General features: G+C 34.0%; 15 protein-coding genes. 2 read left to right on the forward strand and 13 right to left on the reverse strand.

Going from position 1 to position 19,727, the window contains the following annotated elements; all coding sequences use genetic code 11:
* Positions 1–87: 87 nt before the first annotated feature.
* Both YW9_RS0101475 and ettA read right to left on the reverse strand, forming a co-directional pair.
* Positions 88–2,193, reverse strand: coding sequence for a glycoside hydrolase family 97 protein (locus YW9_RS0101475; RefSeq protein WP_026193726.1), 2,106 nt, complete (start codon positions 2,191–2,193; stop codon positions 88–90).
* Positions 2,194–2,354: 161 nt separating this feature from the next.
* Positions 2,355–4,046, reverse strand: coding sequence for an energy-dependent translational throttle protein EttA (ettA, locus tag YW9_RS0101480; RefSeq protein ID WP_018278402.1), 1,692 nt, complete (start codon positions 4,044–4,046; stop codon positions 2,355–2,357).
* A 178-nt stretch (positions 4,047–4,224) separates the two neighbouring features.
* Here ettA and YW9_RS0101485 point away from each other — a divergent pair, with 178 nt between their 5' ends.
* Entirely contained in the window at positions 4,225–4,698 is a 474-nt protein-coding gene (locus YW9_RS0101485; protein WP_155848695.1) for a hypothetical protein, read from the forward strand.
* A gap of 61 nt (positions 4,699–4,759) precedes the next feature.
* Here YW9_RS0101485 and YW9_RS0101490 read toward each other — a convergent pair whose 3' ends face one another.
* The 5 genes from YW9_RS0101490 to YW9_RS0101510 all read right to left on the reverse strand — a co-directional run bounded on the left by YW9_RS0101490 (position 4,760) and on the right by YW9_RS0101510 (position 10,751).
* Positions 4,760–5,962: an acetate/propionate family kinase gene (locus tag YW9_RS0101490; protein WP_018278404.1), complete on the reverse strand. Its 1,203-nt coding sequence runs from the start codon at positions 5,960–5,962 to the stop codon at positions 4,760–4,762.
* 184 nt (positions 5,963–6,146) lie between these two features.
* The gene (locus YW9_RS0101495) at positions 6,147–6,659 is read right to left on the reverse strand and encodes an isoprenylcysteine carboxyl methyltransferase family protein (protein WP_018278405.1); all 513 of its coding nucleotides are present in this window, start codon (positions 6,657–6,659) and stop codon (positions 6,147–6,149) included.
* A gap of 99 nt (positions 6,660–6,758) precedes the next feature.
* A complete protein-coding gene (pta, locus tag YW9_RS0101500) occupies positions 6,759–8,843 on the reverse strand; it encodes a phosphate acetyltransferase (protein ID WP_018278406.1) in 2,085 nt (694 codons plus the stop codon).
* Positions 8,844–8,986: 143 nt separating this feature from the next.
* Positions 8,987–10,312: a tRNA (N(6)-L-threonylcarbamoyladenosine(37)-C(2))-methylthiotransferase MtaB gene (gene mtaB, locus YW9_RS0101505; RefSeq protein WP_018278407.1), complete on the reverse strand. Its 1,326-nt coding sequence runs from the start codon at positions 10,310–10,312 to the stop codon at positions 8,987–8,989.
* A gap of 76 nt (positions 10,313–10,388) precedes the next feature.
* Positions 10,389–10,751 (reverse strand): hypothetical protein, encoded by a 363-nt coding sequence (locus YW9_RS0101510; protein ID WP_018278408.1) that lies wholly within the window; start codon positions 10,749–10,751, stop codon positions 10,389–10,391.
* 272 nt (positions 10,752–11,023) lie between these two features.
* On the opposite strand from YW9_RS0101510, the gene YW9_RS0101515 reads away from it, so the two are divergent.
* Positions 11,024–12,469 (forward strand): SLC13 family permease, encoded by a 1,446-nt coding sequence (locus tag YW9_RS0101515; RefSeq protein ID WP_018278409.1) that lies wholly within the window; start codon positions 11,024–11,026, stop codon positions 12,467–12,469.
* Positions 12,470–13,020: 551 nt separating this feature from the next.
* Here YW9_RS0101515 and priA read toward each other — a convergent pair.
* From priA to YW9_RS0101550, 6 genes are all read right to left on the reverse strand, one after another.
* Complete coding sequence (gene priA / locus YW9_RS0101525; RefSeq protein WP_018278411.1) at positions 13,021–15,471, reverse strand: replication restart helicase PriA; 2,451 nt, start codon at positions 15,469–15,471, stop codon at positions 13,021–13,023.
* Positions 15,472–16,389, reverse strand: a complete 918-nt coding sequence (locus YW9_RS0101530; protein WP_018278412.1) for a YihY/virulence factor BrkB family protein — start codon at positions 16,387–16,389, stop codon at positions 15,472–15,474.
* A gap of 92 nt (positions 16,390–16,481) precedes the next feature.
* Entirely contained in the window at positions 16,482–16,652 is a 171-nt protein-coding gene (locus YW9_RS13550; protein WP_018278413.1) for a hypothetical protein, read from the reverse strand.
* A gap of 108 nt (positions 16,653–16,760) precedes the next feature.
* Positions 16,761–17,126 (reverse strand): rhodanese-like domain-containing protein, encoded by a 366-nt coding sequence (locus tag YW9_RS0101540; protein WP_018278414.1) that lies wholly within the window; start codon positions 17,124–17,126, stop codon positions 16,761–16,763.
* Positions 17,127–17,141: 15 nt separating this feature from the next.
* On the reverse strand, positions 17,142–18,182 hold the full coding sequence (locus YW9_RS0101545) for a 2Fe-2S iron-sulfur cluster-binding protein (RefSeq protein ID WP_018278415.1): 1,041 nt from the start codon (positions 18,180–18,182) through the stop codon (positions 17,142–17,144).
* A 37-nt stretch (positions 18,183–18,219) separates the two neighbouring features.
* Positions 18,220–19,716 carry a S41 family peptidase gene (locus tag YW9_RS0101550; RefSeq protein ID WP_018278416.1) on the reverse strand — a complete coding sequence of 499 codons (1,497 nt, stop codon included), beginning with the start codon at positions 19,714–19,716 and terminating at the stop codon, positions 18,220–18,222.
* Positions 19,717–19,727 lie beyond the last annotated feature (11 nt).

Genomic DNA, 19,727 nt, shown 5'->3' on the forward strand with positions numbered 1-19,727 from the left:
ACGCAATATACTTTTTAATAAAAAGACTATATTTTAAATAAAAATTAACATATTAATTGTATTTCACTAAAAGATTCATAAAAAACTTCATTTCTCTTTAATACTCATAGCAAATCCTCCGCTAGGGGCTAACCAAATTTTCATCTTTTTTCCACTATTAACCTTCTTTTTACTAATAACATAACTTTGAGGATTGGTTTGCCAATGGGCGTCCTTCGCATCGGCATAAATTATTACTTCGTACGTTTTATCCGAAGGAAGAAAGCTAAAATCAACATATGCTTCACGTGAGTTTTCATCAGTGATTCCTCCTACAAACCATTCATTCTTATTTTTAGCTTTCCGAGCAATAGTTACATAATCACCTGGTTCTGCTTCTAAAATATACGTTTTATCCCAATCCACTGCCACATCTTTTATAAACTGAAAGGCATCGGAAAAACGCCCATAATTCTCAATTAAATCTGCCGCCATTTGCAACGGACTATACATCGTCACATAAAGTGCTAATTGTTTGGTGAGTGTAGTACTCAATTTGGCTTTATTGGAACCATATACGGACAAATCCCCCTGAAAAATTCCTGGTGTATAGTCCATTGGCCCTCCTTTCAATCGGGTAAAAGGTAATATGGTTGTATGGTCAGGATGATTTCCGTTGAAGGACTCAAACTCTGTACCTCGAGCCGACTCTTGAGCAATCCAATTTGGAAAAGTACGACAAAGCCCCGTCGGACGAACTGCTTCGTGTGAATTGACCATAATCTTATATTCCGAAGCCGTTTTTACGACATAATTATAATGATTTACCATCCATTGTCCATCGTGATATTCGCTTCGTGGAATAATAGGTCCCACATATCCTGTTTTTACTGAATTATATCCATTGTCTACCATAAACTTGAAAGCCTTATGCAACTGACGTTCATAATCTATTACAGAAGAAGTAGTTTCATGATGTATTATGATTTTCACTCCTTTACTTTGTGCATAATTTTGCAGTTCTTTAACATCAAAATCAGGATATGATTTGGTGAAACTATAAATTTTCTCTTTATGATATGCTACATTATCCTCCCAACCTTCATTCCAACCTTCAACTAATACAGCATCAAATCCATTTTTAGAAGCAAAATCAATATACTTTTTAACGTGACTGGTATTTGCTCCGTGATGCCCATTTGATGGAAGTGTTGAGTAATCAGTTTTTCCAATAGTAATATCTTTAAAATCAGTGTAAGCCCAAGAAGACCCACTCCCGATAAAATATTCCCACCAAACACCCAAATATTTCATTGGTTTTATCCAAGAAGTATCTTCAAAATCGCAAGGTTCGTTGAGATTTAGTATCAAGTTAGAAGCTAAAATATCACGAGCATCATCACTGACAATAATTGTACGCCAAGGAGTTGTGTTTCCTGTTTGAAAATAAACTTTATTGCCGTTTTTGTCTGGAGTCAAGTGTACACTTAAAGAAAAAGATTTTCCATCAACATTTAAAAACATTGCAGAGTAATTTATCAAAGCCGCTTCGTGGATATTGATATACAAATCATCCTTAGTTTTTAGCATCAGAGGTGTTTGTACGGCTACATTTGGCGAAGGTGCTTTAGCAGCTAATGGCTCCTTACGAACATTTTCTATCAAAGCATCAATTTCTGATAACTGAGATGTAGTAATTGGAAATTCGTTTGTATCATAATCAGCAGGAATCCAGAAAACTTTATGATTACCCGTAAGATTGAATTCCGTTAGTTCCTCTTTTATTATGAAATGTCGAAGTTCTTTTTGTGTTGGAAATTCGTAACGAAACCCAAGTCCGTCATTAAACAATCGAAAACGAATATTTACTTTCCAGTTATTAGTTTTATGCACTAAAAACAACAGCATTTCATTATAATTATCCCGTATTTCACTATTTTCTCCCCATACGGGCTTCCAAATAGTATCCGAAGACGTATTTTCTGTTCTGATTACCGAAAAATTTTCTGAAAAATACAAAAAATCATTTAGGATAAAGCCCATTTTACTTTCTTCAATTACTTTTTTACCCTTATAATTGAGTTCGTATACTGGCTTTCCTCCTTCTTTTAACACAAAAGAAAGTCTTAAATGTTTATCTGGAGAATAAACTACTTGTGCAAATGCCATTTTTACAAATAAAAAAAGCATAAAAAATATTAATACCCTTTTCATATTTATACATTTATTAAAATCATTCTTTTCTTTTTTAATTATATACAAAATTAAGAATTTATATGCATTTGCTTACCTACATTTATAAAAAATTAGGAGAAATGAATAATTCATTTCTCCTATAACATATTAATTTTTGTAGGTACATATCAAAATAATTATTACCTCACTAATTTTTTATATTTAATTCTGGTTGGGGTAACTTCTTTGCCAAGACGTTTACGTTTATTTTCCTCATATTCAGAGAAACTTCCTTCAAAGAAATATACTTGAGAATCTCCTTCAAAAGCTAAAATATGCGTACAAATTCTGTCCAAGAACCATCGGTCGTGTGAGATGACCACTGCACAACCTGCAAAGTTTTCCAAGCCTTCCTCCAAAGCTCGTAACGTATTCACATCTAAATCGTTGGTCGGCTCGTCGAGTAAAAGTACGTTTCCTTCTTCTTTTAAGGTCATTGCTAAATGTAATCGGTTGCGTTCTCCACCTGAGAGTGTAGCCACTTTTTTGTTTTGGTCACTTCCGCTGAAGTTAAAACGACTCAGATAAGCTCTGGAATTCACCTGATGTCCCCCCATCATAATTAAGTCTTGTCCGTCAGAGAAATTCTCCCAGATGGATTTGTTAGGGTCGATATTTTTATGCGTTTGGTCTACATACGCAATTTTAACCGTATCCCCGATGATAAATTCCCCAGCATCAGGTTTTTCCTCTCCCATAATCATACGGAAAATGGTCGATTTACCCGCTCCGTTAGGTCCAATCACTCCGACAATTCCCGCTTGTGGCAATACAAAATTCAAATTATCATACAAAAGTTTATCTCCAAAAGCTTTGGCAACTCCTTTTGCTTCAATTACGTTGGTTCCTAAACGAGGTCCGTTCGGGATGTAGATTTCTAACTTTTCATCCAATTGTTTTTGATCTTCATTCAAAAGTCGGTCGTAATTTTGCAAACGTGCTTTTTGCTTGGTTTGACGTCCTTTTGCACCCTGACGCACCCATTCCAACTCTCTTTCAAGAATTTTACGTCGTTTGGAAGCCGTTTTTTCCTCTTGCTCTAATCGTTTTGCCTTTTGGTCGAGCCAAGAAGAGTAATTTCCTTTCCAAGGAATTCCTTCTCCCCTATCCAATTCCAAAATCCAACCCGCAACATTATCCAAAAAGTATCGGTCGTGAGTGACAGCAATTAAAGTTCCTGCATATTGTTGTAAATGTTGTTCTAACCATAATACAGACTCAGCATCAAGGTGGTTGGTTGGCTCATCAAGCAACAGAACATCAGGTTGTTGCAATAGTAAACGACACAACGCCACACGACGACGCTCTCCCCCTGATAAAACCTTGATAGGCGTATCCGGTTCTGGCGTTCTGAGGGCGTCCATTGCTATTTCCAGCTTATTGTCTATCTCCCAACCGCCACAAGCATCAATTTTATCTTGTAATTCAGCCTGTTTGTCCATCAATTTTTGCATTTTATCGGGGTCGGAATAGATTTCTTCAAGCCCAAACATATCATTTATCTTGTTGAACTCTTCCAAAATGGCAATTGTTTCAGCAGCTCCCTCGCGAACCACTTCGATCACCGTTTTATTTTCGTCCAATTGAGGTTCTTGTTCCAGATAACCAACCGTATAGCCAGGAGCGAACACCACATCGCCTTGATGATTTTTATCAACTCCTGCAATTATTTTCAAAAGAGAAGATTTTCCAGAGCCATTAAGCCCTAAAATACCTATTTTAGCCCCATAAAAGAAACTCAAATAAATATCCTTAAGCACTTGTTTATTCGTCGAAGCGTAAGTTTTACTCACCTTTGACATCGAAAAAATTACTTTCTTATCGTCTGACATATTTTTAAAACTTTAAGGCTCAAATTTACAGCTAAATATTGAAAAAGAAAAATATAATTTATTTCATAACAGATTATAAAATTTATTTTTGTACAAATCAATGGTAAATGATAGTTATTAAACCACAAACATTAATAAAATCACTATCTCTGTCATATAAACGCCAAATCAAATCATAATGAGATTCTTTTTTATTACAATGCTTTTGATATTTTCAATTAATATAAACGCTCAGAAAATTAAGGAAATAGCTAACCACACAGCTATAAGTGTAGGATATGATTATCAGGGAAGAAATAGCCTTGCCGCTGGGCTTGAATACAATCTACCAATTGACAGTAATAATTGGCACGGATATAACTTCGGCTTGGCTGTTCGTTATTTTAAAGGAAAAGACGGTCATCAATATTTTGTCCCAGAAGTGAAATTGACTTATCGGAAAAGTGGACTTATATTTGGTTTTCAATCTTCTACAAAGAATTTTTCACCCATTGTGGGAGTCAATTTTATGAATGCTTTACACCTTTATAGTGGATATAGCTTTCCTTTTGATAAAACTAACACGAACTTAAAGGGGATAGTTTTTGGGGTTAGAATTTTTATTTCTCCTTTTGAAGGAAAATTCTATGATAAGTTAAAAATTGGATTTTGATAATCAGGCAAAAAAACAGCCAAATTTTTAAAAATTTGGCTGTTTTTTTTATTATCAACTCCTAACCAATCAATTCTACTACTTCATTGGCTATCTGTAACTCCTCATTGGTAGGAATGATAAGAATTTTTACACGACTTTTATCCCTTTGAATTTCAACAACTCCTTTAGGACGGTTAAGTTCTTTGTTTTTATTCTCATCAATTTCTATTCCTAAAAAATCCATTTCTTGACACGCAAGTAAGCGAATTAAATCATCGTTTTCGCCTAAACCTGCCGTAAAAGTGATGCTATCCAATCCGTTCAAAATAGCGGCATATGCACCAATAAATTTCTTAATTCGGTAGGCATACATCTCATAACAAAGGATTGCATTTGCATCTCCTGCAAAATATTTATCTGATACATCTCGTGCATCGGAACTACCTGTAAGTCCGAACATTCCACTTTTCTTGTTGAGAATTGTACTAATTTCATCGGAAGTTAGGTTCAATCGGTCAGCAAGATAAAAAATTACTCCTGCATCAATATTTCCACAACGTGTTCCCATTACTAATCCGTCAAGAGGTGTAAGCCCCATTGTTGTATCCATACAGCTACCATTCTCATTTACAGCAGCCATACTTGACCCATTCCCTAAATGTATCGTAATATTTTTTATATTTTCATTCAAATATTTACGTGCTTGTGCATCAACATATTTGTGGCTGGTTCCGTGAAATCCATACGCTCTTACACCATAATCCTTATAATATTCATTCGGAATTGCATATCGGAATGCTTTGGAAGGCATAGTTTGATGAAAAGCAGTATCGAAGACAGCTACGTGATTCGCCTTTTTAAAAATCTTTTCTGCACTACGAATACCTTCCAAACAAGCTGGATTGTGCAAAGGCGACAAAGGAATAAGTTTCTCAATCTCCTTTTTAACTTCTTCATTTATAAGTGTTGGCTGTACAAATTTCTCCCCTCCGTGAACCACACGATGCCCCACAGCTTTAATATCATCTGGGTTACTGATAACTCCAACCTCTGTGTCTGTAAGCAAATCAGTCACTTGTTTCATTGCTTCCTCGTGGTTACGAATAGGTAATTGTTTCTTTATTTCTGTTTCTTTACCATTTTTCAATGCAACATATTTGATTGTACTTCCATCAATCCCGATTCTATCAACAAGTCCTTTTACTTTTGAAACTCCTTCTCTTGAATCAATTAATTGATACTTCAATGAAGAGCTTCCTGAATTTATTATTAATATTTCCATATGTATTTTTATTAAAAACGATTACATAAATTAATTCGAAAATTTTTCAGACATTCTTTCTTTCCGTAAACAATCTCTTAGTAAAAGAAAATCGTAAAACAAACCACAAAGCTACGGAAACTTTTTCATTTAATTACAAATATATTTTTACTTTATAACTACAATTAAAAATCATCAACTGAAATCATAGCAAATGCTTCATTACTGCCTCTTCCTGTCGAATCCGAATAGTTAAAATTACTGCATAAATAGGCAACATAACACAAAGTGTTGTATAGGCTTTACACAGAAGAGCGATTCCTACGAGTTCAGGTAGAATGTTTAAAAAATAATTAGGATGTTTTATCCATTTGAATAAGAAAGACTTATTGATTTTATGATTAGGCAATATGTATATTTTTAGTGTCCAAATTTCTTTGAGCTGGTAAATCACATAAAACAATATTAAATAGGCAAAAACAAGCAAAGCAACTCCCATTTTTGAGGTAGAATCTAAAGAAAAATGCTCTTTCCAAATGGCTTCAAACAAACATAAAAAATAAAAGGAAACGTGAGCTGATGTGAGCAACATCGAATTAAATTTTCCGTATTGAATTCCTCCCATTTCCTTAATTCTTTTTTCGTTTCTAATTGAAATCGCCAAGGAAACTAATCTTAGTGCAAAAAAACAAACAAAAATAATAATAACTTCTTTCATACAATGAATTATAATTTAAAATTTAAAAATAATAATTGGTCAAAAAATTTGCCAAAGCTTTTGGACTTTGGCAAAAAACATATTTTTTCAAAATTAATTCTATTCCTCCATAACTGATTGAATAGCTGTAATCAACACCGTATTGTAAATATCAGGAATGGTCGCCCCTCTACTCAAATCGTTTACAGGTTTTTTAAGCCCTTGCAACATCGGACCAATAGCTAATGCTCCTGTTTCACGTTGCACCGCTTTGTACGTGTTATTTCCAGTATTCAAATCAGGGAAAATAAGTACATTTGCTTGTCCAGCTACTTTTGAATTAGGCATTTTGCTTTTTCCTACTTTAGGGTCAACCGCAGCATCGTACTGAATAGGTCCTTCAACAAGTAATTCAGGATGTTGTGATTTGACAATTTCAGTAGCTTCACGCACTTTATCCACATCAGCACCGCTTCCAGAACTTCCTGATGAATACGAAAGTAAAGCAACTTTTGGCTCAATTCCGAATGCTTTTGCTGACTCAGCTGACGAAATGGCTATTTCAGCCAATTGTGCTGCCGTTGGGTTCGGAACAATTGCACAATCTCCATAAACAAGAACTCTGTCATTGAGCAACATAAAGAATACTGAAGAAACTGTATTAACGTTGGGTTTCGTTTTTACAAATTGTAACGAAGGCCGAATTGTGTGTGCCGTTGTGTTTACTGCCCCCGAAACCATTCCATCTGCATCACCTAAAAATACCATCATTGTACCAAAATACGAAACATCAAGCATTAAATCACGTGCTTGTGAAAGTTCCATCCCTTTGGATTTACGAAGTTCGTACAATTTCTCCGCATATAAACTATACTTAGGGCTTTCTATTGGGTTGACAATTGATATGCGATTTTCGTCCCAACGCAAACCAAGCTCATTGGCTCGTGCAACTATTTTCTCTGGCTCTCCAAGAATAGTCAGATAAACCAATTCATCAGAAGCTAATTGTGATGCTGCCGTAAGAATACGATCATCTGTTCCTTCAGGTAAAACAATGTGTTTTTGTGCATTACGAGCTTTTTGAACCATATTGTATTGGAACATACGCGGCGTGATGGTTTCTGACTTGAAAGAAGAAATTCTTTTGTTTAAATCCTCTACATCAGCGTATTTTTCAAATAATTGCATACACAATTTGATTTTCTCAAAACTTTCAGGATAGATTTTCGATTTAATATTCCCAATACGATTAGCTGTCTCAAAAGTACCTAACTTCGAAACCATAATAGGAATCATCTTTTGTGTTCCATCAAGAATTTTTACAATAGATTTCTCAGGTGTAAGAGCTCCTGAAAGCACTATCCCCGCCACACGTGGATAGTTGGACGAAATGTGAGCAGCCAATGTTCCAATAATCAAATCGGAGCGGTCAGCAGGTATTACAGCTAAGCAACTCTCTGACAAATGATTAAGAAAATTATGCAACTGCATTCCACCTACAATAGTTTTTTTGGTAATTATATCCACTTCATCTCCTTTGTAAAGAAAACGAGCTCCTAATTCATCGGCAACCTCCTTCACTGTTGGACGACTCAAATCACCTTCTTTTGGAATAAACGTGAAATGAATATTTTTGTATTCTTGTTGAAGTTTTTGTTTTATTCCATCAACGTAATACTTTGCTTTATTGATAAATACGCCCAAGATTTGGACTTCTTGTTCAAGTAAAGAATTTACCTCTATTTGTATGTGATTAATCAGCTCATCTTCCGAAGAGAAATTATCTTTCAATACAATAAGTGCTGGAATATTCAAACTTTGAGCTAAAGAAGCATTGAAATTAATATCAAATACATTGCTTTCCTCCAATAAATCTGTTCCTTCCACAAGTACAAAGTCATACTTGCTTTCCAATGCTTTGTATCTTTTGATAATTGTATCGTAAACCTCGCCTATCTTTCCCTTATTTTTAAGACTTGCTACCTCACTGCGTGAAAAAACATACGCATCATCATATTCCATATCCAACTGAAAATGAGAAAGAATCGTCATTATATGATTATCTTTCTGAGTTTTACTTTCCAAAATCGGTTTGAAATATGCTACTTTGGTTGTGTTTCGCATAATCATCTGCATTACTCCTAAAGTAACTAATGACTTTCCGCTATAGGTGTCAGATGTAATAATATATACTGATTTGTTCATATTTAATTTGTTTATTGATTGAGAAGTTATTATCTAAAAATCATCAGAATTTCTCAAATTCGATCGCACAAAGGTAGGGATTTTTGAAAAAAGAACACAAATTTTCTATTATAAAAAAGGTAAAAATCTCTAGTAGAAATTAATTACAGAAAATCAAATCGTACTATTCCGTCAGAATCAATTTTAGTGAGTTTTACTTTATGCAGTGTATTAACTAATTCAGGATTCCAAGGCGTTTTTACCTTTACGTAATTTTCTGTAAATCCGTGAATGTATCCTTGTTTGTTTTCACCTTCAAAAAGAACAATTCGTTCTGTTCCCAACTGACTTTGATAAAACGCATTTCTTTTTTTAGCAGAAAGCCCACGCAGCATTTTACTTCGTTTTGCACGAACCACATCAGGCACAACACCTTCCATCAATACAGCCTCAGTATTATCCCTTTCCGAATATGTGAAAACGTGTAAATAAGATACCTCCAACTCACTCAAAAAATGATATGTTTCCAAAAAAAGTTCGTCAGTTTCACCAGGAAATCCTACAATAACATCTACACCAATACAAGCGTGAGGCATTGCTTCTTTTATTTTTTCAACCCTATCAACATAAACTTCTCGCAAATAACGACGCTTCATTTTCTTGAGAATTTCATTACTTCCACTTTGCAAAGGCACGTGAAAATGAGGAACAAACGCATTACTTTTTGACACAAAATCAATAATTTCATCTTTTAACAGGTTGGGTTCAATAGAAGAAATACGCAAACGCTCAATACCTTCTACCTCATCTAAGGCTTTTACCAAATCAAGGAAGGTATGTTCGTGTTTTTTATTACCAAACTCACCTTTGCCGTAATCACCTATGTTTACACCCGTTAAAACGATTTCTTTTATACCCTGTTCGGAAATTTTTTGTGCATTTTTGAGAATATTATCAATCGTATCGCTACGTGAGATACCACGAGCCATCGGAATTGTACAGTACGTACATTTGTAATCACAACCATCTTGAACCTTCAAAAAGGCACGTGTACGATCACCAATTGAATAACTCCCTACATAAAAATCTGTTTCCGAAATTTCGCAAGAATGTACCTGACCTTCATTATTTTTGGTCAAATCATCAATATATTGTGTTATATCGAACTTTTCCTTTGCTCCCAACACCAAATCTACACCATCAACAGAAGCCAATTCTTCTGGCTTAAGCTGAGCGTAACAGCCCACCGCCGCAATGAAAGCCTTATCATTTGTTTTCAGAGCTTTGCGAACTATTTGCTTAAATTGCCTATCTGCATTTTCCGTTACAGAACAGGTATTTATTACGTATATATCAGCAGGTTGTTCAAAATCAACTCGTTCAAATCCTTCCGTTTCAAAACTACGAGCTATGGTTGAAGTTTCTGAAAAATTTAACTTACAACCCAATGTGTAGAATGCAACCTTTTTTCTTTCTTCTGATGAAGTCATTTTTATCTTTAGTTTTTTGGGTGGCAAAGATATGTTTTTTTTCACAATCTCGGAGAGATAAGCCTCATTACAAGTATTATTCTTCCTGAAAAAAGCCCATATTTTCAAAATACTGAACAATTGCTTCTTTCATTAAAATGGATTGCTCCCCCGCCTTCAAAGCTGGAAGTTGTTCTACCAAAGAATAATGAGGCCAACCATCAGAATCGGTATAATCAAATTTGTAATAACCATAAGGCTCAAGCAGTTTGCAAATAGCAATGTGCATCAAATTTACCTTTTCGTCCTTCTTATATTTTGATTTTATTTGCCCTAATTCCTGAATACCAACAAGATATATAATCGCTTCCAAATCAAGTTTCTCTCCATCGGCAAAGGTTTTTGATAGTTCTTCCACTACTTTTTCCCATCGAGCCTTTAACACTTCATCTCTTGCCATATTTTATATTTTAGTTGCAAAAGTATGAAGATTTTTTTATTAATTCTTGGTTAAACTACTCTTTCAGTTTTGTTTAAAGAAATTGAGAGCATTTATCGTTTTGTTCGTTATAATCAAAAAATAACTAAAGAAATACGTATATAAAAATTTTTAGCCTTTATTTTTTTCAACTCAATGAAATTCTTTTAAAATTTAACATAAAAAATTATCTTCTTTGCTTTTCTTTTTGTAGCTTTGGCGGAAGTTTTAACCATCTTTTTAAATTATAAACTATGGCAGATTCTAGACATTATTCGTTTCAAATCTTGTCGCGTATTCAAAAAGTAGTTGACATACAGCGCAGAATTATTTACTTTTTGCTAAGTGCGATACTGGCTTTTGGGCTTACGTATTGGCTGTACGAACCAGAGCTTAACAGAGCTCAAATTTATGTTCTGTTCATTTTGTTTTTAGCCATTGGGCTATGGGTAACGGAGGCAATCCCACCGTTTGCTACGGGGCTTTTTATCTTCGGATTTCTTATTTTTGCCACCAATAGTTATTACTCAGAATTAGACCCTGAAAATGCTAAATCGTACTATCAAGAATACGTAAATACGTGGTCAAATAGTGTGATTTGGTTAATGTTAGGAGGTTTTTTCATTGCCTACGCTATGCAAAAAACACATCTGGACAGAATCGTATTTAAAATGTCCATCTCACGATTTGGAAAAACTCCAGATAAAATCCTTTTAGGACTGATGCTTACTACGGCTACTTTTTCAATGATTATGTCCAACACGGCAACTACGGCTATGATGGTAGCTTCAGTGGCGGCTTTCCTAAAAACGCTTCCGAAAGATTCTACCTTAAGTAAAGCATTGTTGATTGGTATTGCCGCTGCGGCTTCTTTTGGAGGTATGGGAACGTTAATCGGTTCACCACCAAATGCTATCGCCGTTGATGCTCTTTCTGACAAAGGTATCGGATTTCTTGAGTGGATGTACGTAGGAATGCCCGTTTCCATTATCTTAACAGTGACCGCGTGGTATCTATTAAAAATCAAGTACATTAAAGTAAATACGCCTATCCACATACAATTGGACGATGAACTAACTGAAGAGGAAAAACAGGAAAGTCCAACTATTTTGAAAATGAAAAAAAATGTGGTTCTGGCAATTCTTTCCGTTACGCTTTTGTTATGGCTTACCGAGAAATTACACAATATACCTGCCGCTATCGTTTCTTTCATTCCTATTATGTTATTAACGATGTTAGGAATTGTTAACGGACACGACGTTCGCAAATTACCTTGGGATACACTGATGCTCGTAGCAGGAGGTTTAGCCTTAGGTATGGCGATTAAAGAAACAGGACTGGCACAGCATTATGTAGATAAACTTCAGCAAGTTAATTTGAATTTTTATGTATTAGTGATTGTTTTTGCTCTACTGACAGTTTTGATGTCCAACGTGATGAGTAATACGGCTACGGCTACCATTTTAATTCCGATTGCGGCTATCTTGACACATCAACATCCTATTGTTTTGCCTATCGTTATTGGGCTTAGTGCATCTACTGCGTTATTTTTACCAATATCCACGCCACCCAATGCCATTGTTTATAGTACGGGTTACTTACAACAGAAAGATTTCAGATATATTGGATTAATCGCTGGAGTTGTAGGTCCTTTGGTTACCTGTCTTATCACGATATTGATATTTATGGTAATTTTCTAACTATCCTTGTAATAAAATAAATCCTCAGGAATGTTAATCATTTGATTTTGTTCCTGAGGTTTTGTTTTTTGTCTACTATTATTTAAAAAATTTTTCATCAATATACTGAATGAAAAACACTTTCAAAAACTATTTTTTAATGAAATCTCGTTGGGCAAAGCAATCAGAAAATATTTTTTAGTAAAATCTCATTAGGCAAAGCAACCGGAAAATATTTTTTAATAAAATCTCATTGGGCGAAGCAACCGGAAAATATTTTTTAGTAAAATCTCATTGGGCAAAGCAACCGGAAAATATTTTTTAGTAAAATCTCGTTGGGCAAAACAATCGGAAAATATTTTTGAGTAAAATCTCGTTGGGCAAAACAATCGAAAAATATTTTTTAGCAAAATCTCGTTAGGCGAAGCAACCAGAAAGTATTTTTTAATGAAATCTCATTGAGCAAAGCAACCAGAAAGTATTTTTTAATGAAATCTCGTTGGGCAAAGCAATCGGAAAATATTTTTTAATAAAATTTTAAGGCAAAATAACTAAATAAAAATCTTCGGTATTTATTCCACATTGAAGATTACTCGAACAGACCTAAAATTAGCAACAGATTGAAAGCTGATTTCTGTCCTCAAAATATATTTTTTAACGCTTTCAACGGAAATTTCTGGCGGAATTTTCACTAAAATATCCTTTATATACTCATTACGAATGCGAGAAACTAACGGAAATTCAGGTCCCAACACTTGCAAAAGTTGCTGCTGCGAAAACCCTTGACGTAGTGCCTCTGCAAACCACTCCGCTCCTTCATTTACTTTATTAAAGTCAGAATGTTTGAACGTTATTTTAATTAATCGAACGAAAGGAGGATAATGAAATTCTTTACGTTCCTTAATTTGACTTTGGAACATTTCCTTAAAATTGTTGTGCAAAACTTGTTGCAAAACAGGATGTTTCGGACTATAAGTCTGAATTAAAACCTTTCCTTTTTGGGAACTACGCCCTGCCCTACCCGATATCTGTACCAATAACTGAAAGCTACGCTCATAAGCTCTGAAATCTGGAAAATGGATAAATGAATCGGCATTCATAACCCCTACCAACCCAACATTTTCAAAATCTAAACCTTTGCTAATCATTTGTGTTCCTACCAAAATTTGTGTTTCTCGCTGTTCAAACTTTGATAATATTTTTTCATAGCCGTATTTTCCGCTGGTAGTATCTTGATCCATTCTATCAATGGTCACATCAGGGAATAATTCTGTAAGTTCTTTTGCAATTTGCTCCGTTCCAACGCCTTTTGTTATTAAATCTGTACTTCCACAAGCTATGCAAACTTCAGGTTTTGCTATAGCATAGCCGCAGTAGTGGCATCGCAATTGATTTCTTCCTTGATGATACGTTAAACTAACATCACAATGAGGACATTGAGGTACTGTCGCACACGATTTACATTGAATTACAGGAGCATAGCCTCTCTGATTTTGAAATAATATAACTTGATTTCCCTTTTGGAGTGTCTTCCCAATTTCTTCGATAAGTTCATCAGAAAAATGCCCTGTCATTTGTTTTCTAAAATGCTTATCTTTAATATCAATAATTTCGATATCAGGAACTTGAAAGTCACCAAAACGCTTTGAAAGATATACATATCCGTATTTTTCTCGCTTTGCATTGTAAAGACTCTCCAATGAAGGAGTTGCTGAACCCAATAACACTTTGGCTTTATGTATTTTAGATAGAACTATTGCTGCATCACGAGTATGAAAACGCGGAGCTGGTTCAAATTGGCGGTAAGAAGTATCGTGTTCTTCATCAACAATGACTAATCCTAAGTTTGAAAAAGGTAAAAAGACAGATGAACGAACTCCCACAACAAGCTGATTTTTAGTATTTCCGTTCAGGACATTATTCCAGACTTCAACTCGCTCATTAGTTGTATATTTGGAATGATAAACCCCCATTTTATCTCCAAAATATTTCTTTAATCTATTGATTAAATGTATTGTAAGTCCTATTTCAGGAAGCAAGTACAGAACTTGTTTTCCTGATTTTAACACTTGGTCAATAAGTTCAATGTAAATTTCTGTTTTTCCTGAAGCTGTAACTCCCTGAAAAAGAACAATCTCTTTTTCCTCAAACTGATTTTGAATTTCAAGAAAAGATTCTTGTTGAGCATCACTCAATATTTTTTTTTCGTACAAATCTCCAGTGAAATTGATGCGGTCTTTTTGAATAAAATATTCTTCAAAAATTCCTTTTTCAACCACAGACTTTAAAACACTCGCAGAAACATTCGCTTGTGAAAGTAATTTCTCTGCTTTTAAAGCTCCTTTTTCTTTATTAATACAATTGAAATACGCAACAATAAGTTGTTTTTGTTTCGTTGTTTTCGAGAGAATGTCAAAAGCTTTTTTTATTCCTTCATCAGATTGATATTCAGTAGATAATCTAATATATTTCACTAACTTTGGAACATACTTTTCAAATATTTTTTCGGAAATTTTTATTGCATTTTTGTCTACTAATCCTTTCAGAACTTTCAAGGCTTTTTTATTTCCTACTATCTTAGCAACTTCATTTCCTGTTAATGCAGTTTTAAAATTAAGAGCTTCATAAATCAACCATTCATCATCTGTTAATTCATTAATTTCCAATTCTCTGGAAATCTTTTCGATGATTGTTTCACTTTCCAGCAAAAAAGAAGAAGGCATTGCCATTTTAAAAACCTCGCCCAGTGAACACATATAAAATTCGGAAATCCATTGCCAATGCTGTAATTGTAACTGATTTACAACAGGAGTTTCATCTAAGATATATTCAATATCCTTAGTTTGATATGTTGGCTGATTAGTATGTACTTGAAAAACTAAAGCAGTATAAACCTTTGATTTACCGAAAGATACAGCAACTCGCATTCCTGATTTTAAAAAATGTGCCTCATCTTGATTCACACCATAGGTAAACAATTTCCGAAGAGGAATTGGAAGAATTACATCAACAAAATAAGACATTTAGTTTGATTTTTTTAATTGTAATAAAGCTGCATTTAGTTCAAATCCCAACAATAAAATGTTTGAATTAAGCCAAATATAAAACAAAAAAATCAATAAAGCCCCAATAGAACCATAAAGTTGATTGTATTGAGAAAAATTTTCAATGTAAATACCGAAGAAATAAGTAGTTAAACCAAAAAGTAACACCGTAAAGATAGAACCTACTGAGAAAAACCTGCTTTTCTTTCCTTCGTGAGTACCAAAAAAGAAAAGAATTGATGTTCCAAAATACGTTATTATAGAAATAAATCCTATTTTCGACCATTTGATTAGTGTTTCATAATCGTACAAAAGTCCCCATTCTTCCAAATAAGGAAGAAAATAAATTTCATACGAAATGAACATTGCAACAACTACTAATATCAGCAATCCCAGCACGATAGCTACAATTAAGGATACAATATACTGCTTTATAAAAGTTCGGGTAATTTTAACGTGATATGAAAATTCAAAACCTCCGAAAATAGCTACAACCCCATTGGTCATCAAGAAGATAGACAACAAAAAAACTGAAGAAAGAAGTCCTCCTCTGGGAGTGTCAGCAATATCAAAGAAAATATCTGCAAAAAACTCATTCGTACCAGGAGGCAACAAACTGTTTATAAAATTCCAAACATCTATTTGAAAATTATCAATAGGAATATAAGGAATCAGATTCAAAATGAATAACAAAAAAGGGAACATAGCAATGAAAAAACTATAAGAAATAGCACTTGCCCTGTGTGTTAAAGCACCTTTTATAATTCCAACAATATAAAGCTCAAGCAAATCATATAAAGAAAAAGCATTACTTGATAATGGAATTTTTTTCAGGAAAGAAACTCCATTACGAATGATAGGAATTTTCTGTAATTTTTCTTCTATAACCGCTGACATAAGCAAAATATTAAAACAAGAAAAGGACCTCTACAAAAGATTTTCTTTCATAGAGACCTAATCAAAATATATTTTTAAAAAGCTACCTAGTATTACTGACGTTTTGCCTTTCTGGCTTCTCTTTTTTCTTTAATGGCTTCCATAATGGCTCCACCAACCCAATAAGGAACTACGAAGGTAAGCAAAAAAGCCATCAACCAGAAGCCAATCATCGCAATACCTAAAAACACTAAAAATCCTAAATATTGATCAAATTCAAACATAACTTAAATTTTGCCCAAAGATATATCTTTTTTCTATACTTCTGATTTTCAAAATTATTTTTTTACAACCAGTAAGTTCAATTTATATTCAATTTAAATAATAATCTCCTATTTTTCGACAGGTTTACCCGCCTCCAACCAACGTAAGATTCCTCCATCTAAGTGAATTAAATTCTTATACCCCTTACCTTCAAGTATTTGAACCGCCTTTGTACTTCTTCCTCCACTTTTACAATGGATATAGATGGTATCATTTTTATCAAACTCCTTTTCAAAATTTGAGACAAAATCCTCATCAAAGAAATTTATATTTACAGCATTTTCTAAATGCCCTTCAGAAAATTCCTCAGGAGTTCGGATATCTACAAGAATACCCTCTGAACTAGGTTCATATTTTTCCATAGCAATATGTTTAGAAGAATCTCCTAATTGACAAGAAGATAACCCCATCATTAAAATAAATACGCGTTTCATATTAAATTACATTTTTTATATATCATATTCAATTTTCAATTTGTCTGTCACAGCATACGCCTGACAGGTAAGTATCAATCCTTCCGAGATTTCCTTTTCAACCAAAGTTTCATTTTTCGCCATTCTTGCTTCCCCTTCTGTAATTTTGCCTATACAACTACTACAAACCCCATTTAAGCACGAATATGGTACATCTATTCCCTGTGAGCGTATTCCTTCTAAAAGTGATTGATTTTTAGGAATTTGAAATACTTTCTCTTCTCCTTTTAAAACACAAGAGACAACAACTTCTCCTTGCAAATGAGAAAAGTTAGTGCTTTCAGATGATGTTACTTCAAAAAGTTCAGTGAAAATATAATCTTGATGTATCCCCTTATTGATAATGTATTCTTTCACGTTGGAAACCATCTGATTAGGACCACAAAGATAATAATATCCTAAATCAAAGTTGCTGTATTTTTGAAAAATAAAGTCAACTACTTTATTATCAATTCTTCCCGAAATATGTTCACCCCACACTTGCTGACTGAAAACGTAATGTACCCAAAATCTATTAGGATATCTTTCTCTAAGTTGCTCAATTTCATCAAAAAAGAGTGAATCTTCCTTCGTTTTATTTCCGTAAACGAACACAACATTCACATTTGTTTTGGTCAACGCTGTTTTAGCTATGCTCATCATAGGGGTTACGCCACTTCCTGCAGAAAAAAGCACGATATCTCCATCTCCGAAAATATCAAGAAAAACAAATCTTCCTTCTGGAGGCATTACTTCAATAATATCTCCTTTCTTAAGTTTCGTAGTTGCATACGTAGAAAAAATCCCATTCGGAATCCGCTTTACAGCCACACTTAATTCAATTTCATCTACACCTGAACAAATTGAATACGCTCTTCTTATTTTCTGATTATCAATATCTTGTTGTAAGGTAAGATATTGACCAGCTTCATACGAAAATATTTTTTTCAGAAATTCGGGCAAAGCAAAAGTAATCTTAACGGAATCTTCCGTTAATTTTTTTATTTCTGATACTGTTAATCTGTAAAATTTACTCATCCTGAAACCAGAAAATAGAATTAAAATTGATTTTCAACTATTTATACATTTCATTGGCTGCAAAATTGAATGATTTTGAGTGAATAAAACCTTTTGCAGGTATTTCCGGTTGACTTGGCAAACGTTTGTCTGTTATTCCTGTAATAGTTTGAATTGCTTTTGCTAACAAAGGTTCTTTTTCATCGCCCAAAACTCCGTAGTTTGCTAAATCTTCTTCCATTTGGAATGTTGGACGTAAGCCACTTGTGTAGTCTCCTTCTCCTTTTGCATTTTCAATTTTCAAAACCAATGGTTGCATTGCCCATTTATGTTTTGGATTTCTATTACTATTATCATCAATCCAATCATAAACCGTTATAGAGCCTTGATTTTTCCCCACAGTTACATCTCCAATCTGAACTACATCAATATAGGCTTTTAAACCATTGATTACCAACTCACTTGCTGAGGCTGTTCTACCTGAAGTTAATATATATATCTTACTCAAATTCAGACTATTAATCATCAGTTTTTCTTTACTTTCTGTAACCATTTCATCTGTAAAGAAATTATCCACACCTCCTCTTTTTTCAGCAACAGGCTGTAACTTTCTGTTCCAACGTTCTTTAGCAAAAATTTGCCCTTTAAACTGCCCTGTAATCATTGAGGCTAAGTAAATTGCGGAAGAAATACGCCCTCCTCCATTGTAACGTAAGTCCAAAACAAAATCAGTAACTCCCTGACTTTTAAACTCTCCAAATGCTTCGTTGAGTTGTTTGTCAAAATTAGCAACGAATCCGTTGTACATCAAATAACCTATTTTGTGGTTGTCTTTTTCAATTACCTTTTTCACAAGTATCGGATTTTCAGTAATTTCTTTTTTCGCCATTACTACCGATTTATTGGTTTTTTGGATAGTTGGTTGTCCGTTTACATTTTCTAATCTGTAAATTTCAATAGCCATTGATGTTTTGTCGTTGAACAACAACGTGCCATAATTGCTGACTGTCAAGGGAGTACCATCTACAGCTAAGAATAAATCTCCTCTTTGTACACCTTTTTGTTCCGCTTCAGAGCCAGGAAGTACATACTGAACAAATCCTAAAATACCTCCTTCTTTTCCGTACCTTGTCAAACCAAATTGCATACCCGTACTAAGAGAAATTCCTTGAAAATCACGTTCCAATTTTGTATAATCATCTGTAATATAGCTAAATCGGTCAATAGCTCCTTCTCTTCCGTGTATTCTTTGGGATTTATTCAATAAATTATAAAATAATTCTTCAGGCGTTTTATAATTCTTCAAAAAATCAGAATAGGCAGTGTTTGTGAAATTAGTTTGTTGTACGTTCGAAGCAAAACGCGTATCTGCCAAATTCGGCACATCTGACTGCCACAAGTAGAATGTGTTAAGCCCTTTCCAGACGAAGTCTTTGATTTGCAAATTTAACAATTCTCTATCCTTTACATTGTCTGGTTTTGGAGTGTCATCATTATCTTTTTTACAAGATAAAAAACTAAAAATCAACAAAGTAGGCAATAATATTCTTTTCATAAAATAAAATT

Origin of the sequence: Capnocytophaga cynodegmi DSM 19736 (assembly GCF_000379185.1) — a bacterium.
GTDB lineage: Bacteria > Bacteroidota > Bacteroidia > Flavobacteriales > Flavobacteriaceae > Capnocytophaga > Capnocytophaga cynodegmi.